Consider the following 25,793-nt stretch of genomic DNA (forward strand, 5'->3'; position numbering starts at 1 on the left):
AAGGACTGCGGCATGGCGTTAGCTCCGTTACATATTAACGGAGAAAGCGGCGCTGCCGGGTTCAGATATGCACCCCTGCCTGTCAGAAGATTCCGACTATCGCGGTACAAAAGCGTCTATTTGTAGTTTTCCCAGCACAGTCCACGCGGGGCGTAATCCATGCCTATGCCCCAGGCGCGGCCACTTCCCGGGCCACTGCTTTCGCAATCGCCAGGCAACTGGTCAACCCCGGAGATTCGATGCCCAGCAAATGGAAGAGACCAGCGGCGCCATGCACACCCGGGCCTTGCAGTACAAAGTCGGCATCGGGCTCGCCAGGGCCGCTGATCTTGGGCCGGATGCCGGCGTAGCCGGCTGCAAGCGCACCCTCCTGCAGCGCCGGCCAGTAGCGGCGCACGGCCGCGTAAAAGGCCTCGCCACGGGCGGGATCAACGACCAGGTCCTCCGGGCTTTGCACCCACTGCACATCCGGACCAAACTTGGCCTGACCACCCAGGTCCAGGGTCAGATGCACGCCCAGGCCACCGACCTCGGGCACCGGGTAGATCAGATGCCTGAAGGGCGCGCGGCCCGACAGCGTGAAGTAGTTGCCCTTGGCGTAATGGGCGGTCGGCAGCTGCGTCAGGTCTGCGCCTTCAAACTTGCGCGCCAGATCAGGCGCCCACAGGCCGGCAGCATTGACCACGGTCGTGGCCTGCAGCTCGGTGCCATCTTCGGTGCGCAGCAAGATACTGCCCTCCTTGCAGCGGGCGGCAGCCAACGGGCTGTTGAAGACCACCATGCCACCGGCATTTTCCAGGTCGCCTTGCAGGCTGAGCATCAGGCCGTGGCTGTCGACAATGCCGGTACTGGGCGAATGCAGCGCCGCCACACATTCCAGCGCGGGCTCGAGTGCCCGGGCCTCCTCGCGGCTGAGCAGCACCAGGTCATCGACGCCATTGGCAGCGGCATGGCGGGCAATGTCCTGCAGCTTCGCGCGCTGTGATTCGGACGTGGCCACAATCAGCTTGCCGCAGCGCTGGTGGTCGATACCTCGCTCCTGGCAGTAGGCGTACAGCAGCGCCTTGCCCTCCACACACCAGCGCGCCTTGCGCGATCCCTGGGCGTAGTAGATGCCGGCATGGATTACCTCGCTGTTGCGCGAGCTCGTGCCCGTACCAATGGCATCCTGGGCCTCCAGCACCAGCACTTCCCGCCCCGCCAAGGCGAGTTCACGGGCGACAGCCAGCCCCACCACCCCTGCACCAATCACCACGCAATCGACGACATCAACCACTTGCTCGCTCCTTCGCCTTTTTGTATGCCTGCCAGCTTAGCGCCTAGCGCATCGCCCAAAAGCAAAAAGCCGGTGAAAAACCGGCTTTTGTCAGCATGGCCTGGCGAGGGCCGCAAGGCCCCAGCAGGCGGCGCCTTCTTACTTCTTGCAGTTGGCGATGCCGTCGAGGATTTCCTTGTGCGCTTCGTCCACGCCCTTCCAGCCCAGCACCTTCACCCACTTGCCCTTTTCCAGGTCCTTGTAGTGCTCGAAGAAGTGCGAGATCTGCTGCAGCACCAGGTCGTGGATATCGCTCAGGTGGTTGATCTTGTCATAGGAAGGCAGCAGCTTCTGGGTGGGCACGGCCAGCACCTTGCCGTCCACGCCGGACTCATCTTCCATTTGCAGGATGCCGATCGCGCGGCAAGGCACCACCACACCGGTAGGCAACGGGAAAGGCGTCATCACCAGCACGTCCACCGGGTCGCCGTCGCCCGACAGGGTCTGGGGCACATAGCCGTAGTTCACGGGGTAGTGCATCGCGGTGCCCAGGAAGCGGTCCACAAACACGCAGCCCGAATCCTTGTCCACTTCGTACTTCACAGGAGCGGAGTTGGCCGAAATTTCGATCACAACATTGAAGACATCAGGGGCCTTGGAGCCAGGGGTCAGTTTTTCGAAGGACATGCGATTCCTATGAGGTCAATTGAATGGAGGGCCGGCAGCACGCAAAAAATCGGCCCGCCAGCGGCAAAACCCCGTGATTTTAGGTGCATTGGCCCGCCATCGCCCAAAAAGTGCCAACAGGCTGCTCAAATGGGCTGGTCAAACCCGTGACAACCGCGGGCTCATCCCGGTAGGCGCTGGCCCATTCCTGCGCTATCGTGGTGGCCGTTTCGAGCCTGCCAGCTGGCAGACTCTGCCGCCTATTGCACCCAGAACGGAACAACGCCATGCAATTGCATTACATCGCCAACGCCTCTGTGCCCTCACTGTCGGGCAAGACCATCCCCGTCCTCGACCCCTCTGACGGCCAACCCTTTGATGAAATCCAGCGCGGCAATGCGGAAGATGTCGACCATGCGGTGCAGGCCGCACGTCTGTGCTACGACAACGTATGGCGCAAGACCAGCCCTGCGGAACGCAGCCGCCTGATGATGCGCCTGTCGGCCAAGGTGCTGGAGCATGCCGATGAACTGGCCGCCATCGAGCAGCGTGATTGCGGCAAGCCCACGAAGCAGGCCAAGGCCGACGCATTGGCGCTGGGGCGCTATTTCGAGTTCTACGCCGGCGCGGCTGACAAGCTCCATGGCGAGACGATTCCCTACCCCCATGATTTCAGCGTGCTGACCTGGCGCGAACCCCATGGCGTGACCGGCCATATCGTGCCCTGGAACTACCCGATGCAGATCTTTGGCCGCTGCGTGGGCGCCGCGCTGGCGGCAGGCAATGTCTGCGTCGTCAAGCCCTCCGAAGACGCATGCCTGAGCCTCATCCGCGTGGCGCAGCTGGCGGCCGACGTGGGCTTTCCTGCCGGCGCCATCAACATCGTCACCGGTTTTGGCCATGAAGTGGGCGACGCGCTGGCCCGCCATCCCGATGTGGACCACATCAGCTTTACCGGCAGCCCCCGCATCGGCACCTTGATCGAGCAGGCCGCTGCCGAGCGCCACTGCCCCTGCACGTTGGAGCTCGGTGGCAAGAGCCCGCAGATCGTGTTTGCCGATGCCGATCTGGATGCCGCCATCCCGACCATCATCAACGCCATCATCCAGAACTCCGGCCAGACCTGCTCGGCTGGCTCGCGTCTGCTGGTCGAACGCAGCATCTACGAAACCCTGCTGGCACGCCTGGGCAGCGCCTTCGAAGCGCTGCGCGTGGGCCCGGCCAGCCTGGACCTGGACCTGGGCCCGCTGATCCGCCAGACCCAGCAGCAGCGCGTCTGGGATTTTCTGAGCGATGCGCACAACGACGGCATCTCCGTCGTCGCGCAGGGCCAGATCATCGACGAGGCCCCAGAGGGCGGCTACTACCAGGCCCCCACCTTGCTGCGCGATGTGCCAGTGGACCACCGCCTGGCCCAGGAAGAGATCTTTGGCCCCATTCTCAGCGCCATGGCCTTCGACACCGAGGAAGAAGCCATCAAGATGGCCAATGCCACCCAGTTCGGCCTGGTCGCCGGCGTCTGGACGCGTGATGGCGGCCGCCAGTTCCGCGTGGCCAAGCGCCTGCGCAGCGGCCAGGTCTTCATCAACAACTACGGCGCCGGCGGCGGTGTGGAGCTGCCCTTTGGTGGCACCAAGGCCAGCGGTCACGGCCGCGAAAAGGGCTTTGAGGCGCTGTATGGCTTTACCACGCTGAAGACCGTCGCGATCCGCCACGGCTGATACCGGCTCGCAGGCCCTCCCCCACAGCGCCGCCCCTGCTCTGCAGCGGCGGCGCGATTGTTTTTACAATAGAGGGCTCTGCGCAGCCGGCAGCCCCCCTGTCACCTGCTGCACAGACAGCCCGCAGCAACAGCCGCATAGTGATCAACACTGTTGGCATGGCAGCGCAGCGATACCGCGCCGTCTGCACCAAACCGGGTCATTCATAAAAAACAATCCCACCGCGACACCCTCTCCCATGCCTTTGTCTCCCGTCCCCAACCGAGTCCCCAAACATTTGCGCGATGTGCGTTACCGCAGCTTCGAGCGCGCCGATGGGCTCTGGGATGTCGAAGGCGAGCTGGTGGACACCAAGGCCTATGACCTGGTGCTGTCCGGCGAGCGCAAACGCATGGCGGGAGAACCCATTCACCATATGTGGATTCGCTGTACCATTGATACAACACTTACAGTGGTTGCGATCGAGGTCGCGATGGATGCGCATCCGCTGGGCGAGTGCCCGCTGGCCCTGCCCGCGATGCAACGGATGGTGGGTTGCTGCATGGCGCGCGGTTGGCGCAAGGCCATCGAAGCCAACCTCGGCCATATCGAGGGCTGCACCCATATGCGCGAGCTGCTGTTCAACATGGCGACTGCCGCTTTCCAGAGCGTGAACCAGGCCTTTGCGCGCCCCCAATCGGACCAGCCACCCCGCCATCTGGGGCAGTGCAAAGGCTGGGATTTCAATGGCAAAGGGGTCGCCACCATCTACCCCCAATTCATCGGCTGGCAAGCGCCCAAGCCAGGCAGCACCGGCACTGCAGCGGTGGCAACCACTAGCGCCACCCCCGCCGACAAGCCTGCCGGCGACAGCGCCAACAAGGGCTGAACCGCTGCCCTGCTGCACTGCTGCCTCACGCCAGCCACCACCGCGCTCCAGCCGCCGTGGTGGCTTTTTTGCGCCTGCATTTCCAGGCTTTAGAGGGCTCTTAAGACTGCCTTAAGGTCATGCTTTGGCGCCCCATGGCCTGTCTGATTTCTCAGCAAACCTAGTATTAACCCTATGACACTATCACGGCAAAAATAATGGGCGTGTTCCATCGAAATCAAAAATCGTTGAACAATTTTTAATACCACATCCCACAAAAGAAATTTTGAAACCTACAAGAACCGACGATTGTTGAAACCCCGTATAGCGTTACTTTGCAATAACTGTTAATTTTGGCAAACAATTCACCAGCATAGCAGTTGCTGCGAGCATTGCTGTGGCTGTTGATCGTATTCATCCCGGGCAGCATCCGCTGCGCCCTATTTGTCTCTAGAAGGAGCCGTCATGAAGCGTCGAATTTTTTGTGCCACCGCCACCCTGGTTGCCAGCGTCGGTTTTGCCACCGCAGCCGCTGCCCAAACCAAATGGGATTTCGCCACGGCGTATGCGCCATTCAACTTCCATTCCAAGAACAATGAGCAGTTCGTTAAGGACGTGGACGCGGCGACCAGCGGCAAACTCAAGATCACGCCCCATTTTGGTGCGTCGCTGTTCAAAATGCCCGAAATCAAGCGTGCCGTGCAAACCGGTAATGCGCAAATGGGCGAGTTCTTTCTGGTGAGCTTCCAGAATGAATCGCAGATCTTCGGCGTTGACGGCCTGCCCTTCCTCGTCAACAACTACGACGACGCCTTCAAGCTCTACCAGGCCCAAAAGCCAGCGCTGCAAAAGCTGCTGGACAAGCAAGGCCAGGTGCTGCTGTATTCGGTGGCCTGGCCACCCCAGGGCATCTACACGAAGAAGCCCATCAACTCGGCAGCTGACCTCAAGGGCATGAAATGGCGCGTCTACTCGCCCACCACCGCCCGCATTGGCGAGCTGATTGGCGCGCAACCGGCGACCGTGCAGGAAGCTGAGCTGTCCCAGGCGCTGGCCACCGGCGTAGTCGATGGCCTGATCACCTCGTCGGCTACCGGCGCCGACAACAAGCTGTTTGAAAACCTGAAGTACTACTACAACGTGCAGGCCTGGATTCCGAAGAATGCCGTCACCGTGAGCAAGAAGGCCTTCAACGCGCTGGGCAAGACCGAGCAGGAAGCGGTGCTCAAGGCCGCTGCTGCTGCCGAAGAGCGCGGCTGGAAGGAATCCAAGGAAGTGGATGCCAAGTCGCTGGCGACCCTGAAGCAAGGCGGCATGAGCATCGAGCAGCCATCGGCCCAGCTCAAGGCTGACCTGGCCAAGGTCGGCGAGACCGTCATCAAGGAATGGACCGACAAGGCGGGCGCTGAAGGCAAGGCCATTTTGGACGCCTACCAGGCCTCCAAGTAAGCCACGGCCCCTCTCTATGCAGTCCGCCGGCCTAGGCCGGGGGGGCTGCATAGTCAGCAACCTTTACTGCTTTGAATGACAAGCATGCGCAAGCTACTCAATGGACTGTATGAAGCCTCCGCCTGGCTGGCGGGGCTTTCAATGATCGGCATCCTCGTGATGGTGCTGCTCACCGTCATCAGCCGCCTGTTCGGCTTCAGTGCCCCGGGCACCGATTCCTATGCTGGCTACGCGATGGCGGGAGCGGGCTTCATGGCCCTGGCCAGTACCCTCAAAAAAGGCGAGCATATCCGCGTGACCCTGCTGCTGGGCGCGCTCAAAGGCTCCGCCCTCAAGACCCTGGAAGTGATTGCCTTGGTCATCGCCACTGTGCTGTCGGGCTTCCTGGCGTTCTACGCTTCGCGCCTGGTCTGGCAATCCTGGGAGATCGACGATATCTCGGTCGGCATCGACGCGACGCCGCTGTGGATTCCCCAAGTTTTCATGGCACTGGGTACCCTGGTGTTTTTTATCGCCTTTTGCGACGAGCTGGTGCTGGAGCTGATGGGCAAACGCAAACCTGTGGTTAAAGAGGACGCCCACCATGAATGAAATTACCGCCAGCATTGCGCTGATCGTGGTGCTGCTGATCCTGCTGGGCGGCGGCGTCTGGGTGGGTCTGACCCTGGCCGGTGTCGCCTGGTTCGGCATGGAGTTCTTCACCGCCCGTGCGGCTGGGGACGCGATGGCGATGACGATCTGGGGATCGGCCAGCAGCTGGACCTTGACGGCGCTGCCGCTCTTTGTCTGGATGGGCGAGATTCTCTACCGCACGAACCTATCGGAGAGCATGTTCCGCGGCCTCGCACCTTGGGTCAACCTGCTGCCCGGCCGCTTGCTGCACACCAATGTGATTGGCTGCACGATTTTTGCGGCAGTGTCTGGCTCGTCGGCCGCCACCTGCGCCACCGTCGGCAAGATGAATGTGCCCGAGCTGATGAAGCGCGGCTACCCCGAGAACATGGTCATCGGCTCGCTGGGCGGCCCGGCCACCCTGGGCCTGCTGATTCCGCCATCGATCATCCTGATCGTCTATGGCGTGGCCGCGGAGATGTCGATCTCCAAGCTCTTCATGGCCGGCGTGCTGCCCGGCATCATGCTGGCGCTGATGTTCAGCGGCTGGATCGTGTTCTGGGCGCTGCTCAACCCGAACAAGATTCCCAAGGCTGACAGCACGATGAGCTTCAAGCAAAAGCTCCACGAGTCGCGCCACCTGATCCCGGTGGTGCTGCTGATTGCCTCGGTGATTGCCAGTATTTACACCGGCATTGCAACGGCGACCGAAGCAGCTGCCATCGGTGTGGTGGGCTCGCTGGTGCTGTCTGCCGCCCAAGGCGCGCTGACCTGGAAGAACTTCAAGGACTCGCTGTTTGGCGCCACGCGCCTGTACTGCATGATCGCGCTGATCCTCGCCGGCGCTGCGTTCATGACCTTGTCGATGGGTTATATCGGCCTGCCACGCCAGCTGGCCGAGTATGTCGGCAGTCTGAACCTGTCGCCGGCGATGCTGATCATCGTGCTCGGCATCTTCTACATCCTGATCGGCTGCTTCCTGGACGGTATCTCCACGATCGTGCTGACCATGGGCGTAGTGCTGCCGATCATCCAGGCTGCCGGTATCGATCCGCTGTGGTTCGGCATCTTCCTGGTGATCACCGTGGAGACTGCCCAGATCACACCGCCGGTGGGCTTCAACCTGTTTGTGCTGCAGGGCATGACGGGCAAGCAGATCACCTACCTGGCCCGCGTCTGCGCGCCGTACTTTGTGCTGATGGTGCTGGCCCTGGTGATTCTGTGGTTCTTTCCGCAAATCGTTACCGTGCTGCCGAACAACATGTAAACCGCGCGTCGCTGCACAACGAACCGGCTGCCTTGGCAGCCGGTTTTTTTGGTGCCCGAGGTCAGCGCAGCAGCAGGTCCTGCTGCTCCTGCACCGTGGCCTGCAAAAAGCGCCAGACCACCTGGATGCCCGGCACCGAGCGCAGCTCCGGCGGCATCGACATCCAGAAAGTGCGGGTGAACTGGGCCTGCTCGGGCAGCACGCGCTGCAGCAGCGGATCCTTGTCGGCCAGAAAGCCGGGCAGCACCCCCAAGCCTGCACCGGTGCGCACGGCGGTGTACTGCGCCAGGATGCTGGTGCTGCGGAAGCTGAAGCGCTGCGGCGCGCTCAGGCTGTCGAGAAACTGCAGCTCCTTGGTGAAGAGCTGGTCGTCGACATAGTGCACAAAGCGGTGGCTGGCCAGGCCTTCGGTCGAGGTGATCAGCGGATGGCGGGCCAGGTATTCGCGCTGGCCATACAGATACAGGCGGTACTCGGTCAGCCGGCTGGTCACGACGGTATCGCGCACCGGGCGCTCCAGCGAGATGACGATGTCGGCTTCGCGGCGCGAGAGCTGGAGCATGCGCGGCACGGCCAGCAGGTCAATCGTCAGCAACGGGTAGCGCTGGGCCAACACAGCCAGGTGCTTGGCCAGCACCTGGGTGCCAAAGCCTTCGGTCACGCCGATGCGCACCACGCCGCTGGGCGTCTCGGCGCCTTGGCTGGCGGCAATCGGCGCAATGCCGCGCGCAATCTGGTCCATGGCCTCGGCCCGTGGCTGCAACTGGCGGCCGGCATCGGTCAGCTTGTAGCCGCTGCCCTCGCGGGTGAACAAGGTGGCGCCGAGCTGCTTTTCCAACGCCTGGATGCGGCGCGACACCGTCGTGTGCTCCACGCCCAGCGCCTTGGCCGCACCCACCAAGGTGCCCGCCTGCACCAAGGCCCAGAAAAAGCGCAAATGATCCCAATCCATGCCAGCCCCTTGTCGATGTTGCACAGCATTATTGTGCAAATTTGCAACAGGGGCAGCAGTGAGGCAGCGTGCCTGGCTCCGATCAGGCGAGTTGGGCGCGCTTGCGTTGCCAGGCGTAGGCCAGGCCCAGCAGCACAAACCAGGCCGGCGTGGCGATCAGCGCCTGGCGCGTGTCCAGCTCCAGGCTGAGCAGCACCAGCACGGCGGCAAAGAAGGCCAGGCAGACCCAGCACATGAACACGCCGCCGGGCATGCGGTAGCGGGAGGCCTCATGCAGCGCCGGGCGCTGCTTGCGGTAGCTGATATAGGACAGCAGGATCAGCGACCAGACAAACATGAACAGGATGGCCGAGACGGTGGTCACCAGGGTGAAGGCCTCCACCAGGTTGGGCACCACCCACATCAAAAACGCACCGCCCAGCAGGCAGACGCAGGAGAACAGCAGGCCGCGCGACGGCACGCTGCTGGCCGAGAGCTTGCCAAACGAGCGCGGTGCATCCCCTTTGAGCGCCAGTCCAAACAGCATGCGGCTGGTGGAGAACACGCCGCTGTTGGCCGATGAGGCGGCCGAGGTCAGCACGACAAAATTGATCACGCTCGCTGCGGCAGGCAGGCCGGCCAGCACAAACAGTTCCACAAACGGGCTCTTGCTCGGAACCACATCACGCCAGGGGGTGACGGCCATGATGGCGATCAGCGCGCAGACGTAGAAGATGATGATGCGCACCGGAATCGAGTTGATCGCGCGCGGCAGGGTGCGGTGCGGGTCCTTGGCTTCGGCGGCTGTGGTGCCCACCAGCTCGATACCGACAAACGCGAACACCGCAATCTGGAAGCCGGCAAAAAAGCCCATCGCCCCATGCGGGAAGAGCCCGCCATCGTTCCAGAGGTTGGCGATACTCGCCTGGCGCCCGGCTGGCGAGCTGAAACCGGTGCTGACCATGTACAGGCCCGTGCCCACCAGCGCGACGATCGCGACGATCTTGATCATCGCAAACCAGAACTCGATCTCGCCAAACAGCTTGACGGTCAGCAGGTTCAGCGACAGCAGCAAGGCCACGCAGGCGATCGCGGGTGCCCACTGGGGCAAATCAGGCCACCAGAACTGGGCATAGGCGGAGATCGCAATCACATCGGCAATGCCGGTGATGATCCAGCAGAACCAGTAGGTCCACCCGGTGAAAAAGCCAGCCCAGGGGCCCAGCAGGTCGTCGGAGAAATCGATGAAGGACTTGTAGTGCAGGTTGGACAGCAGCAGCTCGCCCATGGCCCGCATTACAAAGAACAGCATGATGCCGATGATGGCGTAGACCAGCACGATCGACGGACCCGCCAGGCTGATGGTTTTGCCCGAGCCCATGAAGAGGCCCGTGCCGATGGCGCCGCCAATGGCGATCAACTGGATATGGCGGTTGCTGAGATTGCGTTGGAGATCGTCGGTGCCATGCTCGGCCCTCGATTGCTCCGCTGGGGCCTGTTTGTTCATGGAGTAGAGCGCCGGGCGTTAGCGAAAAAGATAGTGCGCTCAGCCCAGCTGAAGCTGGCACGCACCGCGAAGGTGCGCAAGGATAAAACAGCGTTACACCGCGCAGGGCCAAAAGGTTATTTTGTTGCGCAACTAATTGTGCAAAGTCAGCAGTTTGCCGCCCACCCGTTGGGCCAGGGCCTGCAAAGGCGCGACAGCGCTGATTTCCAACACAGACAGCGGATAACTATCGCTATCGATGTCGATGCTGACCAAGCTCAGTCCCTGGCGGCGCAGGCAGTCACCCGCTTCCTGCAAGGCCTCATGGTTCAGCGCCTTGCTGCCCGCCAGCACCTGCAGGTCCACACCCGCTTGCTGCACGGTTTTCAGCTGCTGCAGCGCCCAGATGGCGTCGTCCATGCCCAGCTTCCAATCGAGCTCAACGTTCTGCCCTCGGCGCTGCAGCCCTTCTAACAGCGCCAGCCAAGGCGTCACATGCTCGGGCTCGTCCATCCCCCGGTTGACCAACGCATCCGCAAAGCGATCAAGGTAGAGCGCCGGCTGCTCGATGGCCTGGCGCACCTCGCTCCACAGTTCAGCGGTATCGTCCAATGCCAGCGCCTGACCCCAAGCCAGGCACAAGGCATGCCAGTCGTCCAGCGTAGGCTCCGAGGGGCGTTCAGGCGCAAGCGCCGGTGCGGTGCTTCCGTCTTGGGCCGGCGGTTTGGCGCCCAACAGCTGACCGATTCTGTCTAACCAACCCATGCAAACCTCCTTTGCAAAGCCACCGGAACAGTATGCCCCAAGCCTTCTGCAACAGCGTAAATGTGCAGCTTCGCACAGCCATGTGCAGACAACCTCTTGTTTGGGCGAATGCGCACATCTACCATGGGCACCAACGGTAGCTTGCCCGCTGGCAACCTGCCGCCGCTCGTGACCCAGATACCCAGGAGACAAAACATGAACGCACCGCAATCCACCAGCACCTTGGCGCCGACCGTCAAGCTGTTGATCAACGGCCAGCTGGTCGAGTCCAAGACCACGCAGTGGCGTGACGTCGTCAACCCTGCGACCCAGCAGGTGCTGGCCCGCGTGCCTTTTGCAACGCCCGAAGAGATCAACGCCGCCGTGGCCAATGCCAAGGAAGCGTTCAAGACCTGGAAGAAGACGCCGATTGGCGTGCGCGCCCGCATCTTCCTCAAGCTCCAGCAGCTGATCCGCGAGAACATGAAGGAGCTGGCCGCCATCCTGACGGCCGAGCAAGGCAAGACCCTGCCCGACGCCGAAGGCGATGTGTTTCGCGGCCTGGAAGTGGTCGAGCATGCGGCCAACATCGGCTCCCTGCAGTTGGGTGAGCTGGCCAACAATGTGGCCAATGGTGTCGACACCTACACCCTGAACCAGCCGCTGGGCGTTTGCGCCGGCATCACTCCCTTCAACTTCCCGGCGATGATCCCGCTGTGGATGTTCCCGATGGCGATTGCGACCGGCAACACCTTTGTGCTCAAGCCCTCCGAGCAAGACCCGATGGTGACCATGCGCCTGTGCGAGCTGGCACTGGAAGCCGGCGTGCCCCCGGGCGTGCTCAATGTGATTCACGGCGGCGAAGACGCGGTCAACGCCATCTGCGACCACCCCGATATCAAGGCGATCAGCTTTGTGGGCTCGACCAAGGTCGGCACCCATGTGTACAACCGCGCATCGCTCAACGGCAAGCGCGTGCAATGCATGATGGGCGCGAAAAACCACGCCATCGTGCTGCCCGACTGCAACAAGGAGCAGTCGCTCAACGCGCTCGCGGGTGCGGCGTTTGGTGCCGCTGGCCAGCGCTGCATGGCGCTGTCGGTGGTGGTGCTGGTCGGAGAAGCGCAGAAGTGGATCCCCGAATTGGTCGAAAAAGCCAAGACCCTGAAGGTCTCTGCCGGCACCGAAGCGGGCACCGATGTGGGCCCGGTCGTCTCCTGCCAGGCGCTGTCGCGGGTCGAGGGCCTGATCGAGCGCGGCATTGCCGACGGTGCCAAGCTGGAGCTCGATGGCCGAAAGCCCGCCGTCGCGGGTTATGAAAAGGGCAATTTCGTCGGCCCGACGGTCTTCTCGGGCGTCAAGCCCGGCATGGCCATTTATGACCAGGAAATCTTCGGCCCGGTGCTCTGCATTGCCGAGGCTGCCGATATCGATGAGGCGATTGCCTTCATCAACGCCAATCCCAATGGCAACGGCACAGCGATCTTCACGCAAAGCGGCGCCGCAGCGCGCAAGTTCCAGGAAGAGATCGATGTCGGCCAGATCGGCATCAATGTGCCCATTCCTGTGCCGGTGCCACTGTTCTCGTTCACCGGCAGCCGCGCCTCCAAGCTCGGCGACCTGGGCCCCTACGGCAAGCAGGTCGTCATGTTCTACACGCAGACCAAGACGGTGACGGCCCGCTGGTTTGACGACAGCACCATTGCCCATGGCGTGAACACCACGATCAGCCTGAAGTAAGCGGCGTTGGCCAACACCGCAGCGGCCCTTTGCCGGACCGCTGCGGTTTTGCGGCGATGATCTGGGCTATGCCCCATTCCTTTGCATTCCGCCCAGCACTGCTGGCTCTGTTTTTTGCAGCCTCGGCTGCCCTCGCACCGCAGACCGTGCTTGCCCAGGCAGGCGCGGCCTGTGTGAGCGGCGGCAATACCGAGCAAACCAATGCCTGCGCGGTGCAGGCCTTTCAGCAAGCCGATACCGACAACAACATCCTCTATGCCGACGTCATGCGCATTCTGTCGGCGCACGAGCGCCCTGCACTGCGCCGCGATCAGAACGAGTGGATACGCCAGCGCGCGGCCATCTGCAAAAAGCAGCAGGCCGCGCACGAGGCCCAGCCCGACTGGCCGCGCCGCTACCACGAATGCCTGGTGGCCGAAATCGGCAAGCGCAAGAAGGAGTTGATGGTCTGGCTGCACGAGGGCCCGCCGCCCGAGCTGCTACAAAAACCATAGCCAGCCGCGTTCACCACATAACGGTGCTGCCCGGGCCTCGCATGCCCGGCGCAGCGCGATAAGAGACAGGAGACAAGCCCATGGATTTCGAGCTATCAGAAGACCAACGCGCCTTTGCCGACACCGCGCGCGCCTTTGCCCAGACCGAGCTGGCCCCGCATGCCGCGCACTGGGATGCAGAAGCCGTCTTCCCCCGTGAGGCGATTGCCAAGGCCGGCGAGCTGGGCTTTTGCGGCCTGTATGCGCCTGAAAACGCCGGCGGCCTGGCGCTGCCACGGCTGGACGCCACCCTGGTGTTTGAGGAGCTGGCCGCGGTCGACCCCTCCACCACCGCCTTCATCACCATCCACAACATGGCGACCTGGATGCTGGGCACCTGGGCCAGCGATGCCGTGCGCGATGAATGGGGCCCCCTGCTCGCCAGCGGCCAGAAGCTGGCCAGCTATTGCCTGACCGAGCCCGGTGCCGGGTCCGACGCCGCCTCGCTCAAAACCCGGGCGGAGCTGGTCGGCCATGACTACATCATCAACGGCAGCAAGGCCTTCATCAGCGGGGCCGGCGCCACCGACATGCTGGTGCTGATGGCCCGCACCGGTGATGCCCAATCGGGCGCCTCAGGCATCAGCGCCTTTGCGGTGCCTGCACACCTGGAAGGCATCAGCTACGGCAAGAAGGAAGAAAAGATGGGCTGGAACAGCCAGCCCACGCGTGTGATCAGCTTTGACAATGTGCGCATCCCCGCCAACCACCTGCTGGGCCGCGAGGGCGAAGGCTTCAAGATCGCGATGAAGGGGCTCGATGGCGGCCGCATCAATATCGCCACCTGCTCGGTGGGCGCGGCCCAGGGCGCGCTGACCCAGGCGCAAAGCTATATGCAGGAGCGCAAGCAGTTCGGCAAGCCGATTGCCAGCTTTCAGGCGCTGCAATTCAAGCTGGCCGACATGGCCACCGAACTGGTCGCCGCGCGCCAGATGGTGCGCCTGGCCGCCAGCAAGCTCGATGCCGGCGCGCGCGATGCCTCCACCTACTGCGCAATGGCCAAACGCTTTGCGACGGACGCCGGCTTCAATGTTTGCAACGATGCGCTGCAGCTGCACGGCGGCTACGGCTATATTCGGGAGTACCCGCTGGAGCGCCTGATGCGCGACGCCCGGGTGCACCAGATTCTGGAAGGCACCAACGAAATCATGCGGGTCATCATCGCCCGGCGCATGCTCGATGGAGATGCGCCCGAGGCCATCCGCTGAGCAGGCCCCTGCCCTGCCCCTTCTGCCCAAGCACTATCCCACCATGCCACGCCGCCCTCTGGACCCCGAAACTTTGCGCCTCATCGATGCCGTACGCCTGGCACTGGCCGAGCAAGCCGTGTGCGTCCCGGTGGAAGAGAAAACCATGTTCGGCTGCCATGTGTTCATGGTCGACGGCAAGATGTGCCTGGGCGTGGAAAACGATGAGCTGCTGGTGCGCCTGGCGCCCGACACCCATGCCCAGGTGGCAGAAATGCCTGGCCTGCGCCCGCTGTCGTCCAAAGGTTTGATGGACGGCTATTTTCTGGTCGGCCCCGCGGCCTACGCCACGCGCGAGGCCTGGCAGCACTGGATCGATGCGGCGCTGGCCTTCAACCCGCGCGCCAAGGCCACACCGAAGAAAAAGCCCAGGGCAGCCGCTTCCGATCCATCCGCCAAGCCGCTCAAAAAACCAAAAACCGCCAAGCCGGCTGGCGATGCGGGCCCGGCCCCCGCCGCCCGCAAACGCCACAGCGTGTTTGACAGCGATCTTTGAGTACTGACTGTCATTCGCAACCCCTACCAACCGACAAGCTTTGCAATAACACCTTCAAGGAGACAAACATGGCAACTATCGCATTCATCGGCCTGGGCAATATGGGCGCGCCCATGGCCATCAACCTGGCCAAGGCGGGCCACCAGGTGCACGCTTTTGACCTGAGCCGCGAGGCGGTAGCCAAGGTGGTGGCAGAAGGTGGCAGCGCCGCGACCAGCGCCCAGGAGGCCGTCGAAGGCGCGGAGGTGGTCGTCAGCATGCTGCCCGCCAGCCAGCATGTCGAAGGCCTGTTTCTGGGCAACGGCAGCCAGGCGGGCCTGCTGCAAGGCATTGCCAAAGGCGCGCTGATCATCGACAGCTCCACGATTGCGGCAGCGACCAGCCAGAAAGTGGCCAAGGCCGCGCAAGCGCTGGGGATTGGCTTTATCGATGCGCCCGTCTCCGGCGGCACCGGTGGCGCGATTGCCGGCACCCTGACCTTCATGGTCGGCGGCAGCGCAGCAGACTTGGAGCGTGCCCGCCCGCTGCTCGAGAAAATGGGCAAGAACATCTTCCACGCCGGCGATGTGGGCGCAGGCCAGACGGCCAAGATCTGCAACAACATGCTGCTGGGCATTTTGATGATCGGCACCAGCGAGGCGATTGCGCTGGGCGTTGCCAATGGCCTGGATCCCAAGGTGCTCAGCGAGATCATGCGCCGCAGCTCGGGCGGCAACTGGGCGCTGGAGGTCTACAACCCCTTCCCCGGCGTGCAGGACGCCAGCGCTGCCGCGCGCGGCTACACCGGCGGCTTTGGCACCGACCTGATGCTCAAGGACCTGGGCCTGGCGCAGGAAAGCGCAATGACGGTGAAGGCCAGCACCCCGCTGGGCGGCATGGCGCGCCAGCTGTATGCGGCGCACAGCATTGCCGGCCATGGTGGCGAGGACTTCTCCAGCGTCATCAAGATGCTGCAGAAAAAGGGCTGAGTCTCAGCCCTGCTCCGGCGGCCGGTGCTCAGCGCGCGGTCGCTGGCTCCGACAGCGCCATCACCATGCGCGCCACCAGGTACAGGCGCGGCGCAATGCAGTCCAGCAGGATGTATTCGCCATACATGTCATGCGCGCCGTAGCCGCACACGCCCATGCCCTCGACCACCCCACCCCGGGTGTTGAGGGCGGCAAAAGCGGCATCGGTGCCGCCGCCCAGCGCCACATCGTTCACATGCAGTGGTATGCCCAGCTCATCCTGGTAGATGGCTTGGGCCTGTGCGGCGATGCGGCGGGCAGCGTCGCTGGCCTGCATCGGCGGGCGGCGCAGTTCAAAGCGGGCCGTCACCTTGCTGCCCTCCAGTAGGCGGTTCTTGATTTTTTCCTGCACCGCATCCTGCAGCGCCTGAAAATCCTGGGCCCGCAGCGCCCGGGCATCAGCCTGCGCTTGCGCATGGGGCGGTATCACATTGCGGGTGGTGCCCGCCTGCGCGATGGTCCAGTTCAGCTTCAGACCATTTTCGGGTTGCGACAGGTCGCGCATCTGCAGCAGCTGGTGCGACAGTTCATACAGCGCATTCACCCCTGCCTCGGGCTTGGCCCCGGCGTGCGAGGATTTGCCCTCCACATCCAGGAACATCGCGCCAATGCCGCTGGTGGCCAGGTGCAAGGTGCCTTGCAGGCCACCGCTCTCGAACGAGAAGATGGCATCCTGGTCGCGCGCCAGCGCGCTGATCAGCCGGCGTGAGCCCGGCGAGCTGATCTCTTCATCGCTGTTGAACAGCACAGTGATCTCGCCAAAGCGGTCATAGCCCAGCTTTTGCAGCATCGCAATGCTGTGCAGCACCAGCGCCACCCCCTGCTTTTCGTCTTCCACGCCCAGGCCGTAGACGCGGTCACCCTCGATGCGGAAAGGCTGCTTATCGACATCACCGCGCTGGTAGACGGTGTCCATGTGCGCCATCATCAGGATGCGGGACTGGCCCCGGCCCTTGAAGACAGCCTGCACCATGGGGCCGACCTGCTCGGGCGTATCCTCCAGCCGCACCACATCCGTCGCGGGGATGGTCTGCACCTCGCCGCCCAGTGCTTTCAGGCGCTCGGCAGCCACCTGGGCGATATAGCTGACGCCGCCATAATCGCGGCTGCCCGATTCGATATGCACCAGGTTTTTCAACGTGGCGAGCATGGGGTTTTGCTCTGCTTGCGCTGCGGCATACACGGCAGGCTGGGCTTTGGCAGGCGCTTGGGCGTGGCCGGGCGCGCTCCAGGCCAGCGCCATCCACAAACCACAGAAGACATAAGAACAGGAAGACGGTCGATCAGGCATGGGCCGATGATAGTACGGCTTCGACAACAAATTGTCACAAAACCGCCATAAGCGGCGATACCGGCGCTGCAGCAGCCTCCCACTCCCTACAATGCGCATTCTTTGAGAAATGATCTTTGCAAGCCATGACCGAGACCGTGCAATGGATGGCCGACGGCACACCGTACAGCCCCCGCTTTGGCGACCGCTACCACAGCGAAGCCGCCCATGCACTGGCCCAGGCCCAGCAGGTGTTCCTGGCCGGTTGCGGCCTGCCCCAGGCCTGGGCGGGCCAGCCGCAGTGGCGCATTCTGGAGACCGGCTTTGGCTTTGGGCTGAACTTTCTGGTCACCTGGCATGCCTGGCAGCAAGACCCGGCCCGCCCTGCGCTGCTGCACTTTGTCTCGACCGAGGCCTTTCCCATTGCGGCGGCTGACCTCTTGGAGCAGGCGCGCAAGTTTCCCCATCTGCTGCCGCTGGCCGAGGAACTGGCAGCCCAATGGTGGGGCCTGCTGCCGGGCGTGCACCGGCTGCGCCTGGCCGGTGGCCAGGTGCTGCTCAGCCTGCTGGTGGGCGACAGCCAGACCATGCTGCGCCAGCACGAGCTGGTCGCCGACAGCATCTACCTGGACGGCTTCAGCCCCGCCCGCAACCCCGACATGTGGAGCCTGCACACCCTGAAGGCCGTGGCACGCTGCGCCCGGCGCGGCACCCGGCTCGCCACCTGGACCATCGCCGCCCAGCTGCGGCGCGACCTGGCCCAGTGCGGCTTTGAGGTGCGAAAGGTGCCCGGCGTGCCGCCCAAGCGCGACAACCTGCAGGCCAGCTTTGCGCCGCACTGGGAGCCCCGCAAGGCGCCGCTGTGGCCCATGGGCGCGCAGGCCCTGCCAGCGCGGCTCGCCGGCGGTGGCGGGCATGCTGCCATCGTCGGCGCGGGCATCGCCGGTGCGGCTTGCGCGCGCCAACTGGCCCTGCGCGGCTGGCAGGTGACCGTGCTCGATGCCGCCAGCCATCCGGCCGCCGGCGCGTCTGCGCTGCCCGCCGGCATTTTTGCGCCCCATACCAGCAGCGACGACAGCCTGCTCTCGCGCATCACCCGCGCCGGCCAGCGCTGCAGCCTGCAATGCTTGCAGCAGCTGCTGCAGGCCGGGGTGGATTGGGAGATGACCGGGGTGCTGGAGCGCCGGCAACTGGGCACGCCGCCCGATGAGACGGCAGCGCATGGCGACGGCCCGGCGGTGTCGGCACGCCGCAGCGCCCATGGACGGCCACCCGCCTGGAGAGACACGCTGGCCGCGCCTGCCGCTGACTGGAGTGACGAGGCCAGCGCCGCCTGCCTGGAGGCGCTGGGCTTGCCCGCCGGCACCCCGGCGCTCTGGCACCCGCGCGGCGGCTGGCTGCGCCCGGCCGCGCTGGTGCAGGCCCTGCTGGACCATCCAGCGATCCGCTTTGTGGGCAACGCGCCGGTGCAGGCGCTCGACGCGCTGGAGACCGCAGAAGGCCCGCCGCAGTGGTCGCTACGCGACGGCCAAGGCCAGCCATGGGCGCAGGCCGATCTGGTCGTGCTCTGCGCCGGGCCGCAATCGGCCAGCATCCGCATCAACGGACAAAGCCTGGCTGCGGCCCCAGCGCTGCAAACCATTCGCGGCCAGGTCAGCTGGGGCAGCTACCCGGCCGGCCAGGCGCCGACTGTCCACCCGCCCGTCAACGGCCATGGCAGTTGGGTGCCGTATTTCCGCCATGGGCAGACCGGAGAAGCGGCCTGGGTCATGGGATCAAGTTTTGAGCGTGGTCAGTCAACACTGCCACCTTCTGCCGACGATGCCGCCGCTGCGCATGCCGGCAACTGGGCCAAGCTGCAAACCTTGCTGCCGGCCGGCCACCGGCCTGACGCCCAGGCCTTTGCCCAGGCCCGGCACTGGGCCCAGCTGCGCTGCGCATCGGCCGACCGGCTACCGCTGGTGGGCCCGCTGCTGCCGGCACAGGCGCTGCAAGCGCTGCCCGAAGGCCTCGCCAGCCCCTGGGTCGCGACGGCGATGGGATCGCGCGGCCTGACCTGGGCGCTGCTCTGCGCCGAACTGCTGGCGGCCCGCCTGCATACGGAGCCGCTGCCGGTAGCCAACCCGCTGGCCCTGGCGCTGGCCAGCGACCGATACTGCAAATAAGCGGTGTTTGAAAGCCCGTGGTTGCTGCGGCCAGGGCCTTCGCTTCGCCCCGTCTACCGGGACTGCTACTGCGCCCATATGCCATTTACTCACTAGCATTTGCCATTTTCATATAACTCGATGTCATACAGGACTGAGAAAAATGTAGTTTGAGTTTATATAAAACTTTTCTACAGTACATCGCAACAGCCCAGCTCCGCCGCCATTGGGGCAGCGGGCACACCAGGGCTCGGTAGCTGCAACTTCCGCACCACGATGTACCAATACACCCCTTTTGACCGCCAGTTTGTCCAGGCCCGAGCAGACCAGTTCCGTGACCAGCTCCAACGCTGGGAAACGGGCCGGCTGAGTGAAGAAGAATTCCGCCCGCTGCGTCTGCAAAACGGCTGGTATGTGCAGCGCTACGCACCGATGCTGCGGGTGGCAGTGCCTTATGGCGAAATCAACTCTGCCCAGATCCGCGTGCTCGCCCGCATCGCCCGCGAATACGATGAACCGGACGCCCAGCTGTACCAGGACGCGCTCAAGACCCAGGGCGCCATGGGCACCACCTACCTGCCCACCCACTACGCCCATTTCACCACCCGCACCAATGTGCAGTTCAACTGGATTCCGCTGTCCAAGTCCGCCGATGTGATGGACCTGCTGGCCAGCGTCAACCTGCACGGCATCCAGACCAGCGGCAACTGCATCCGCAACACGACCACCGATGCGCTGGCCGGCGTGGCGGTGGACGAGCTGGTGGACCCCCGTCCCTATGCCGAGGTGCTGCGCCAGTGGACCACCCTGCACCCCGAGTTCGCGTTCCTGCCGCGCAAGTTCAAGATTGCGATCAGCGGCTCGGCCGAAGACCGCGCCGCCACCGGCTGGCACGATGTGGGGCTGCATCTGGTCAAGAACGAGGCTGGTGAAATCGGCTTCAAGGTGTTTGTCGGCGGCGGCATGGGCCGCACGCCGGTGATCGGCACACCCATCCGCGAGTTTCTGCCCTGGAACCAGGTGCTCAACTACATCGAGGCGATCGTGCGCGTCTACAACGAACGCGGCCGCCGGGACAACAAGTACAAGGCCCGCATCAAGATCCTGGTCAAGGCCGAAGGCCAGACCTACATTGATTCGGTGGAAGAGGAATTCCGCCAGATCGTCGAAGTCGACGGCGGCCCGCACACCATCCCCCAGGCCGAATTCGACCGTGTTGCCGCCTGCTTTGTCGCGCCGGACCTGTCGGCCTACCCGCAGGTGAACGCCACCGAAGCCAAGCACCTGCTGACCGAGCAAGGCGCACGTGAGCCGGCCTTTGGCCGCTGGGTGAGCCGCAATGTGCGCGCCCACCAGAACCCGCAGCTGCGTGCCGTGGTGCTGTCGTTCAAGCGCGTTGGCCAGGCGCCCGGTGATGCCTCGGGCGAGCAGCTCGACGCTCTCGCCCAGCTGGTGGACCAGTTCTCCGCCGGCGAAGCCCGGGTGACCCACGACCAGAACGTGGTGCTGCCCTGGGTGCATGTGAGCCAGCTGCATGACCTGTGGCTGCAGGCCAAGGCCCTGGGCCTGGCCAGCACCAATGTGGACCTGCTGACCGACATGATCGCCTGCCCCGGCGGTGACCTCTGCGCACTGGCCAATGCCCGCAGCCTGCCGATTGCCGCCGCCATCACCGAGCGCTACCAGGACCTGGACGAGCTCGACGACATCGGCGACATCGACCTGCATATCAGCGGCTGCATCAACAGCTGCGGCCACCACCACAGCGGCCATATCGGCATTCTGGGCGTGGACAAGGACGGCAAGGAGTGGTATCAGATCACCGTGGGCGGCTCCGACGGCGCCCAGCTGTCGGGCGCCCCCCAGGCCGGCAAGGTGATCGGCCCCTCGTTCAGCGCCGCCGAAGTGCCGGGTGTGATCGAAGCGGTGTTGTCCACCTACCGCGATCTGCGGAGCAACGGCGAACGCTTTATCGATACGGTGCGCCGTGTCGGCCTGGATCCCTTCAAGGAAGCCGGCAAGTCCGCCCGCCTGCCGGAAGCGGCTGATACGGCTGCAGAAACCACCGAAGCCTGAGCATTGAGAAGAACAACGATGAGCATTCCCAACGATTTCCAGATCCTGGCCGCCGGTGACCACCAGCCCGCTGCCGAAGGCGACCGCAGCGTGCTGCGGCTGGCCAATGATGCCGATGCACTGCAAGTCTCGCTCGATGGCGTGGAGCGCATCGACCTCGACTTTCCCGCCTTCACCGATGGCCGCGCGTTCAGCCAGGCCTACCTGCTGCGCCGCCGCCGGGGCTTCAAGGGCGACATCCGCGCCCATGGCGATGTGCTGATCGACCAGCTGGTGCAGATGCACCGCACCGGTTTCAGCAGTGCGGTGCTGAAAGCAGGCGTGGACGTGGCCGATGCCGCGCGCCAGTTTGAGCGTTTTGCCGGTTTTTACCAAGGCGGCGTCGAAGCCAAGCCCCATTTTGACCAGGCCGCCGCATGAGCAAGACCACCCTCACTCCCCAAGAGCTGGCCCGTGTGAATGCCGAGCTGGGCAACGACGCTGCCGGCCTGGTGCGCTGGGCGCTGTCGCTGGGCCAGACCAGCATCGTGACCACCAATTTCCGCCCGTTTGAAGCGGTGATCCTGCACCTGGTCACGCAAGTGCAGCCCGATGTGCCGGTGGTCTGGATGGACAACGGCTACAACACCGAGGCCACCTACCGCTTTGCCGACGAGGTGGCGCGCCAGCTCCAGCTGAACCTGCAGATCTACCTGCCCCGCCGCTCGCGTGCGCACCGCGAAGCCGTTGAAGGCGCGACGCCCGCGCTTGATGACCCGCGCCACGCCGCCTTTACCGAAGAGGTCAAGCTCGAGCCCTTTGCCCGCGCGCTGCGCGAGACCCGGCCCCAGGTCTGGTTCACCGCACTGCGCGCGACCGACACCGCCGTGCGTGCGCAGATGGAGGCCGTGAGCCTCAACCCCGATGGCCTCATCAAAGTGGCACCATTGCTGCACTGGTCGTCCAAGGACCTCTACGAATACTGCGAAAAACACGGTCTGCCCAACAACTTCGACTATGTGGATCCCACCAAGGGCGAAGACAACCGCGAATGCGGCCTGCACATTGCCCACTGACCGTATGCAGCCCGCCCGACAAGAAAGTCCCTCAGATATGAACGCCCGTGTCGAAACCGATGTGCTCAACCACCTGAGCAACCAGCACCTGGATGCGCTGGAAGAAGAAACCATCTTTATCCTGCGCGAAGTGGCAGCCGCCTTCGAGCGCCCTGCGCTGCTGTTTTCCGGCGGCAAGGATTCGCTGGTGATGCTCAAATGCGCCGAAAAAGCCTTTGGCGCCGGCCGCATCCCCTACCCGTTGCTGATGATCGACACCGGCCACAATTTCCCCGAGGTGACCGATTTCCGCGATCTGCGCGCCAAGGAACTGGGCGCCGATCTGATCGTGCGCAGCGTCGAAGATTCGATGGCGCGCGGCACCGTGCGCCTGGCCCACCCCGGCGAATCGCGCAATGTGCACCAGTCGGTGACCTTGCTCGAGGCGATCGAGGAGTTCCGCTTTGACGCACTGATTGGCGGCGCGCGCCGCGACGAGGAAAAGGCCCGCGCCAAGGAGCGCATCTTCAGCCACCGCGACAGCTTTGGCCAGTGGCAGCCCAAGGCGCAGCGCCCCGAACTCTGGACCCTGTTCAACACCCGCCTGGCCCCCGGCGAGCATTTCCGTGTGTTCCCGATCAGCAACTGGACCGAGCTCGATGTCTGGCAGTACATTGCGCGCGAAAACATCGCGCTGCCCAGCCTCTACTACGCCCACCAGCGCGATGTGGTGGAGCGCAAGGGCCTGCTCGTGCCCGTGACGCCGCTGACCCCCGCCCGCGAAGGCGAAACCATTGAAAACCGCACCGTGCGCTTCCGTACCGTGGGCGACATCACCTGCACCTGCCCGGTGAGCAGCGACGCCGCCTCGGCCGATGACATTGTGCTGGAGACCCTGGCTGCCGATGTGAGCGAGCGTGGCGCCACCCGCATGGACGACAAGACCAGCGACGCCTCGATGGAAAAGCGCAAGAAAGACGGATACTTCTGATGACTACCGATACCCTGAGCGCCGTGCGCACCCCCGCCCACGACAACCAGCGCACCGCATCGGCGCTGCGCTTCATCACCTGCGGATCGGTCGATGATGGCAAGTCCACGTTGATCGGCCGCCTGCTGGTGGACAGCAAATCGGTGCTGCAGGACCAGCTTGCCGGCGTGCAGCGCAGTGGCGAGACCGACCTGGCCCTGCTCACCGATGGCTTGTCTGCCGAGCGCGAGCAAGGCATCACCATCGACGTGGCCTACCGCTACTTCGCCACCGAGACGCGCAAGTTCATCATTGGCGATGCACCCGGCCATGAGCAGTACACCCGCAATATGGTGACCGCCGCATCGAGCGCCGACGCGGCCGTCGTGCTGGTGGACGCGACCAAGCTGGACTGGCAGAACCCGCAGCTCGCGCTGCTGCCCCAGACCCGCCGCCACAGCCTGCTGGCCCATCTGCTGCGCGTGCACTCGCTGGTGTTTGCGATCAACAAGCTCGACGCCGTGGCCGACCCGGCCCTGGCCTTTGCCAATATCCGCAATGCGCTGGCAACTTTTGCCCAGGCAGCGGGCATCACCGTCGCTGCCACCATCCCGGTCTCGGCCTTGAAGGGCTGGAACGTGGTGACCGCGCACCCCGACTGGGCCGGCTACCAGGGCCCGAGCCTGCTGGAGCTGCTGGAAAAGCTGCCCACGACGCCCGCCGACGCCGGCCAGCCTCTGGCGTTTTCCGTGCAATGGGTCGAGAAGTTCTCTGCGTCGGCCGACACCCACCAGGGCCGCCGCATTTTCTGGGGCCGTGTTGGCACAGGCGATGTGGCAGTGGGCACCGCCGTGCAGATCCTGCCCAGCGGCCAGCGCGCTACCGTCGCCCAGGTGCTGGACCATGTCCGCCAGCCCGTAGCGCGCGGCGCCGGCCAGAGCGCCGGCATTGTGCTCGACCGCGAGGTGGATGTCTCGCGCGGTGACTGGATCATTGCAGCCCCCGCGCCTGCGGTGACCCACGCTGCCGACGATGACTTTGACACCCCCAGCGAACGGCCCGCTTGGCCCGCAACGCGCGAGATCACCGCCACCATCGCGTGGATGGACAACGAGCCTCTGCTGCCCGGCCGCGTGTACTGGGCGCTGCATGGCCGCCGCTGGATCAAGGCCAAGGTGCGCAAGGTGCTCAACCGCCTGGACATCCACTCGCTGGAGCGCCAGGATGCCGAGCAGCTCGAACCCAATGCCATTGGCCGCGTGGAGATCAGCTTGCAGGAAGCAATTCCGGCGGCCGCGTTTGTGCGCTCGCGTGAATTGGGCTCGCTGATCCTGGTGGACACGGCTTCCAACAGCACGGCTGCCGCGGTATTGGTGGAATAAAGCAAGCAGTCCCGCAGCTAAAAACCACGTTATTCGGAGGCGGGTTAGGTGCTTGTGCACAAAAACCGTAAAATCCTCCGCTGTTTGTTTGTCTGAATCACTGGCGAAAACCATTCCATGACCCACGTCGTCACCGAAAACTGCATCAAGTGCAAATACACCGATTGTGTGGACGTCTGCCCTGTTGACTGCTTCCGCGAAGGCCCGAACTTCCTGACCATCGATCCGGACGAATGCATCGACTGCGCCGTCTGCATCCCCGAGTGCCCTGCCAACGCCATCTATGCCGAAGAGGATGTGCCTGCGGACCAGTTGGCCTTCATCAAGCTCAATGCCGAACTGGCCTTGGCCGACGGCTGGAAGAGCATCACCAAGCGCAAGGCACCGCTTGAAGGCGCCGACGAGGCCAACGGCCAGCCGGGCAAGCTCAAGGACCTGATCCGCTGAGCCCAGTCCCTATGCAGGAATACCGCGCTTTGACGCCCAGTCCCTGAATCCGCCAAGCCAGCCTCCGCGCTGGCTTTTTTATGCTTCGCGCCCACCCAGAGCTACCGCCATGCACAGTGCCGCCTTTGCCAACACCCCCCAGCCGCCGTACTACGCCGTGATCTTCACCTCGCAGCGTAGCGACACCGAGCACCAGCCCTATGCCGAGATGGCCGATGCCATGGTGGCGCTGGCCGCGCAGCAGCCTGGCTTTCTGGGCGCCGAAAGCACGCGTGGCGGTGACGGCCTGGGCATCACCGTGTCGTACTGGCAAAGTGAAGAAGACATCCGCCGCTGGAAGGCCCACAGCGACCACCTGATTGCCCAGCGCATCGGTGCCGAGCGCTGGTATGCGCATTACCAGGTGCGGGTGGCGAAGGTGGAACGGTCTTATGGCATGCAGCACGCGAGCCCAGCCTGATGTGACAAG

At 64.0% G+C, this 25,793-nt stretch carries 24 protein-coding genes; 18 read left to right on the plus strand and 6 right to left on the minus strand.

Annotated features, from left to right (window positions below):
* Nucleotides 1-163: 163 nt before the first annotated feature.
* Nucleotides 164-1,276 (minus strand): NAD(P)/FAD-dependent oxidoreductase, encoded by a 1,113-nt coding sequence (locus AB7A72_RS06270; protein ID WP_369459346.1) that lies wholly within the window; start codon nt 1,274-1,276, stop codon nt 164-166.
* 138 nt (nt 1,277-1,414) lie between these two features.
* Entirely contained in the window at nt 1,415-1,942 is a 528-nt protein-coding gene (ppa, locus tag AB7A72_RS06275; protein WP_239811882.1) for an inorganic diphosphatase, read from the minus strand.
* A 266-nt stretch (nt 1,943-2,208) separates the two neighbouring features.
* Between ppa and AB7A72_RS06280 the strand changes: the two genes are divergently transcribed.
* The 5 genes from AB7A72_RS06280 (at nt 2,209) to AB7A72_RS06300 (ending at nt 7,817) form a co-directional block, all read left to right on the plus strand.
* On the plus strand, nt 2,209-3,642 hold the full coding sequence (locus AB7A72_RS06280) for an aldehyde dehydrogenase family protein (RefSeq protein ID WP_239811881.1): 1,434 nt from the start codon (nt 2,209-2,211) through the stop codon (nt 3,640-3,642).
* 238 nt (nt 3,643-3,880) lie between these two features.
* A complete protein-coding gene (locus tag AB7A72_RS06285; RefSeq protein WP_369459347.1) occupies nt 3,881-4,510 on the plus strand; it encodes a DUF2889 domain-containing protein in 630 nt (209 codons plus the stop codon).
* Nucleotides 4,511-4,954: 444 nt separating this feature from the next.
* On the plus strand, nt 4,955-5,938 hold the full coding sequence (locus AB7A72_RS06290) for a TRAP transporter substrate-binding protein (protein ID WP_369459348.1): 984 nt from the start codon (nt 4,955-4,957) through the stop codon (nt 5,936-5,938).
* A gap of 84 nt (nt 5,939-6,022) precedes the next feature.
* Nucleotides 6,023-6,529 (plus strand): TRAP transporter small permease, encoded by a 507-nt coding sequence (locus AB7A72_RS06295; RefSeq protein ID WP_369459349.1) that lies wholly within the window; start codon nt 6,023-6,025, stop codon nt 6,527-6,529.
* Nucleotides 6,522-7,817, plus strand: a complete 1,296-nt coding sequence (locus tag AB7A72_RS06300) for a TRAP transporter large permease (RefSeq protein ID WP_312457351.1) — start codon at nt 6,522-6,524, stop codon at nt 7,815-7,817. The genes AB7A72_RS06295 and AB7A72_RS06300 overlap by 8 nt, the downstream gene beginning before the upstream one ends.
* 61 nt (nt 7,818-7,878) lie before the next feature.
* On the opposite strand, the gene AB7A72_RS06305 is transcribed toward AB7A72_RS06300, so the two are convergent.
* From AB7A72_RS06305 to AB7A72_RS06315, 3 genes are all read right to left on the minus strand, one after another.
* Nucleotides 7,879-8,769 (minus strand): LysR family transcriptional regulator, encoded by an 891-nt coding sequence (locus AB7A72_RS06305; RefSeq protein WP_369459350.1) that lies wholly within the window; start codon nt 8,767-8,769, stop codon nt 7,879-7,881.
* A gap of 82 nt (nt 8,770-8,851) precedes the next feature.
* Nucleotides 8,852-10,255: a D-serine/D-alanine/glycine transporter gene (gene cycA / locus AB7A72_RS06310; protein WP_369459351.1), complete on the minus strand. Its 1,404-nt coding sequence runs from the start codon at nt 10,253-10,255 to the stop codon at nt 8,852-8,854.
* 132 nt (nt 10,256-10,387) lie between these two features.
* Nucleotides 10,388-10,999 carry a DUF6630 family protein gene (locus AB7A72_RS06315; protein ID WP_312836481.1) on the minus strand — a complete coding sequence of 204 codons (612 nt, stop codon included), beginning with the start codon at nt 10,997-10,999 and terminating at the stop codon, nt 10,388-10,390.
* 195 nt (nt 11,000-11,194) lie between these two features.
* Here AB7A72_RS06315 and AB7A72_RS06320 point away from each other — a divergent pair, with 195 nt between their 5' ends.
* The 5 genes from AB7A72_RS06320 to mmsB all read left to right on the plus strand — a co-directional run bounded on the left by AB7A72_RS06320 (nt 11,195) and on the right by mmsB (nt 15,962).
* Nucleotides 11,195-12,718 carry a CoA-acylating methylmalonate-semialdehyde dehydrogenase gene (locus AB7A72_RS06320; protein WP_312409020.1) on the plus strand — a complete coding sequence of 508 codons (1,524 nt, stop codon included), beginning with the start codon at nt 11,195-11,197 and terminating at the stop codon, nt 12,716-12,718.
* Between the two features lie 68 nt (nt 12,719-12,786).
* The gene (locus tag AB7A72_RS06325) at nt 12,787-13,212 is read left to right on the plus strand and encodes a lysozyme inhibitor LprI family protein (RefSeq protein ID WP_369459352.1); all 426 of its coding nucleotides are present in this window, start codon (nt 12,787-12,789) and stop codon (nt 13,210-13,212) included.
* 80 nt (nt 13,213-13,292) lie between these two features.
* On the plus strand, nt 13,293-14,459 hold the full coding sequence (locus AB7A72_RS06330; RefSeq protein WP_239811871.1) for an acyl-CoA dehydrogenase family protein: 1,167 nt from the start codon (nt 13,293-13,295) through the stop codon (nt 14,457-14,459).
* A 43-nt stretch (nt 14,460-14,502) separates the two neighbouring features.
* On the plus strand, nt 14,503-14,994 hold the full coding sequence (locus AB7A72_RS06335; RefSeq protein ID WP_369459353.1) for a TfoX/Sxy family protein: 492 nt from the start codon (nt 14,503-14,505) through the stop codon (nt 14,992-14,994).
* The gene (gene mmsB, locus AB7A72_RS06340) at nt 14,991-15,962 is read left to right on the plus strand and encodes a 3-hydroxyisobutyrate dehydrogenase (RefSeq protein WP_369459354.1); all 972 of its coding nucleotides are present in this window, start codon (nt 14,991-14,993) and stop codon (nt 15,960-15,962) included. Before AB7A72_RS06335 ends, mmsB begins: the two co-directional genes overlap by 4 nt.
* 28 nt (nt 15,963-15,990) lie before the next feature.
* Here the strand turns inward: mmsB and AB7A72_RS06345 are convergent, their stop codons facing one another.
* Nucleotides 15,991-17,244: a glutamate carboxypeptidase gene (locus AB7A72_RS06345; protein WP_369459527.1), complete on the minus strand. Its 1,254-nt coding sequence runs from the start codon at nt 17,242-17,244 to the stop codon at nt 15,991-15,993.
* Between the two features lie 173 nt (nt 17,245-17,417).
* On the opposite strand from AB7A72_RS06345, the gene mnmC reads away from it, so the two are divergent.
* From mnmC to AB7A72_RS06385, 8 genes are all read left to right on the plus strand, one after another.
* Nucleotides 17,418-19,436, plus strand: a complete 2,019-nt coding sequence (gene mnmC, locus AB7A72_RS06350) for an FAD-dependent 5-carboxymethylaminomethyl-2-thiouridine(34) oxidoreductase MnmC (RefSeq protein ID WP_369459355.1) — start codon at nt 17,418-17,420, stop codon at nt 19,434-19,436.
* Between the two features lie 255 nt (nt 19,437-19,691).
* On the plus strand, nt 19,692-21,491 hold the full coding sequence (locus AB7A72_RS06355; RefSeq protein WP_239811867.1) for a nitrite/sulfite reductase: 1,800 nt from the start codon (nt 19,692-19,694) through the stop codon (nt 21,489-21,491).
* A gap of 18 nt (nt 21,492-21,509) precedes the next feature.
* Nucleotides 21,510-21,911 carry a DUF934 domain-containing protein gene (locus AB7A72_RS06360; RefSeq protein WP_369459356.1) on the plus strand — a complete coding sequence of 134 codons (402 nt, stop codon included), beginning with the start codon at nt 21,510-21,512 and terminating at the stop codon, nt 21,909-21,911.
* The gene (locus AB7A72_RS06365; protein ID WP_369459357.1) at nt 21,908-22,546 is read left to right on the plus strand and encodes a phosphoadenosine phosphosulfate reductase domain-containing protein; all 639 of its coding nucleotides are present in this window, start codon (nt 21,908-21,910) and stop codon (nt 22,544-22,546) included. Before AB7A72_RS06360 ends, AB7A72_RS06365 begins: the two co-directional genes overlap by 4 nt.
* 37 nt (nt 22,547-22,583) lie before the next feature.
* Entirely contained in the window at nt 22,584-23,516 is a 933-nt protein-coding gene (gene cysD / locus AB7A72_RS06370) for a sulfate adenylyltransferase subunit CysD (protein WP_239811866.1), read from the plus strand.
* Nucleotides 23,516-24,877, plus strand: coding sequence for a sulfate adenylyltransferase subunit 1 (locus tag AB7A72_RS06375; RefSeq protein ID WP_369459358.1), 1,362 nt, complete (start codon nt 23,516-23,518; stop codon nt 24,875-24,877). The genes cysD and AB7A72_RS06375 overlap by 1 nt, the downstream gene beginning before the upstream one ends.
* A gap of 117 nt (nt 24,878-24,994) precedes the next feature.
* Nucleotides 24,995-25,324 carry a ferredoxin FdxA gene (gene fdxA, locus AB7A72_RS06380; RefSeq protein ID WP_230776950.1) on the plus strand — a complete coding sequence of 110 codons (330 nt, stop codon included), beginning with the start codon at nt 24,995-24,997 and terminating at the stop codon, nt 25,322-25,324.
* A gap of 109 nt (nt 25,325-25,433) precedes the next feature.
* A complete protein-coding gene (locus AB7A72_RS06385; protein WP_369459359.1) occupies nt 25,434-25,784 on the plus strand; it encodes an antibiotic biosynthesis monooxygenase family protein in 351 nt (116 codons plus the stop codon).
* Nucleotides 25,785-25,793: the final 9 nt, after the last annotated feature.

Origin of the sequence: Comamonas sediminis (assembly GCF_041107495.1) — a bacterium.
Classification (GTDB): Bacteria; Pseudomonadota; Gammaproteobacteria; order Burkholderiales; family Burkholderiaceae_C; genus Comamonas; species Comamonas sediminis.

Coding starts and splice junctions, on each gene's coding strand:
- AB7A72_RS06355 (WP_239811867.1), top strand. CDS start 19,692: ATGTACCAATACACCCCTTTTGACCGCCAGTTTGTCCAGGCCCGAGCA.
- AB7A72_RS06295 (WP_369459349.1), top strand. CDS start 6,023: ATGCGCAAGCTACTCAATGGACTGTATGAAGCCTCCGCCTGGCTGGCG.
- AB7A72_RS06375 (WP_369459358.1), top strand. CDS start 23,516: ATGACTACCGATACCCTGAGCGCCGTGCGCACCCCCGCCCACGACAAC.
- AB7A72_RS06315 (WP_312836481.1), bottom strand. CDS start 10,999: ATGGGTTGGTTAGACAGAATCGGTCAGCTGTTGGGCGCCAAACCGCCG.
- AB7A72_RS06365 (WP_369459357.1), top strand. CDS start 21,908: ATGAGCAAGACCACCCTCACTCCCCAAGAGCTGGCCCGTGTGAATGCC.
- AB7A72_RS06290 (WP_369459348.1), top strand. CDS start 4,955: ATGAAGCGTCGAATTTTTTGTGCCACCGCCACCCTGGTTGCCAGCGTC.
- AB7A72_RS06385 (WP_369459359.1), top strand. CDS start 25,434: ATGCACAGTGCCGCCTTTGCCAACACCCCCCAGCCGCCGTACTACGCC.
- AB7A72_RS06325 (WP_369459352.1), top strand. CDS start 12,787: ATGCCCCATTCCTTTGCATTCCGCCCAGCACTGCTGGCTCTGTTTTTT.
- ppa (WP_239811882.1), bottom strand. CDS start 1,942: ATGTCCTTCGAAAAACTGACCCCTGGCTCCAAGGCCCCTGATGTCTTC.
- mnmC (WP_369459355.1), top strand. CDS start 17,418: ATGACCGAGACCGTGCAATGGATGGCCGACGGCACACCGTACAGCCCC.
- AB7A72_RS06345 (WP_369459527.1), bottom strand. CDS start 17,244: ATGGCGCTGGCCTGGAGCGCGCCCGGCCACGCCCAAGCGCCTGCCAAA.
- AB7A72_RS06305 (WP_369459350.1), bottom strand. CDS start 8,769: ATGGATTGGGATCATTTGCGCTTTTTCTGGGCCTTGGTGCAGGCGGGC.
- cysD (WP_239811866.1), top strand. CDS start 22,584: ATGAACGCCCGTGTCGAAACCGATGTGCTCAACCACCTGAGCAACCAG.
- cycA (WP_369459351.1), bottom strand. CDS start 10,255: ATGAACAAACAGGCCCCAGCGGAGCAATCGAGGGCCGAGCATGGCACC.
- AB7A72_RS06330 (WP_239811871.1), top strand. CDS start 13,293: ATGGATTTCGAGCTATCAGAAGACCAACGCGCCTTTGCCGACACCGCG.
- AB7A72_RS06280 (WP_239811881.1), top strand. CDS start 2,209: ATGCAATTGCATTACATCGCCAACGCCTCTGTGCCCTCACTGTCGGGC.
- AB7A72_RS06320 (WP_312409020.1), top strand. CDS start 11,195: ATGAACGCACCGCAATCCACCAGCACCTTGGCGCCGACCGTCAAGCTG.
- AB7A72_RS06285 (WP_369459347.1), top strand. CDS start 3,881: ATGCCTTTGTCTCCCGTCCCCAACCGAGTCCCCAAACATTTGCGCGAT.
- AB7A72_RS06335 (WP_369459353.1), top strand. CDS start 14,503: ATGCCACGCCGCCCTCTGGACCCCGAAACTTTGCGCCTCATCGATGCC.
- AB7A72_RS06300 (WP_312457351.1), top strand. CDS start 6,522: ATGAATGAAATTACCGCCAGCATTGCGCTGATCGTGGTGCTGCTGATC.
- fdxA (WP_230776950.1), top strand. CDS start 24,995: ATGACCCACGTCGTCACCGAAAACTGCATCAAGTGCAAATACACCGAT.
- AB7A72_RS06360 (WP_369459356.1), top strand. CDS start 21,510: ATGAGCATTCCCAACGATTTCCAGATCCTGGCCGCCGGTGACCACCAG.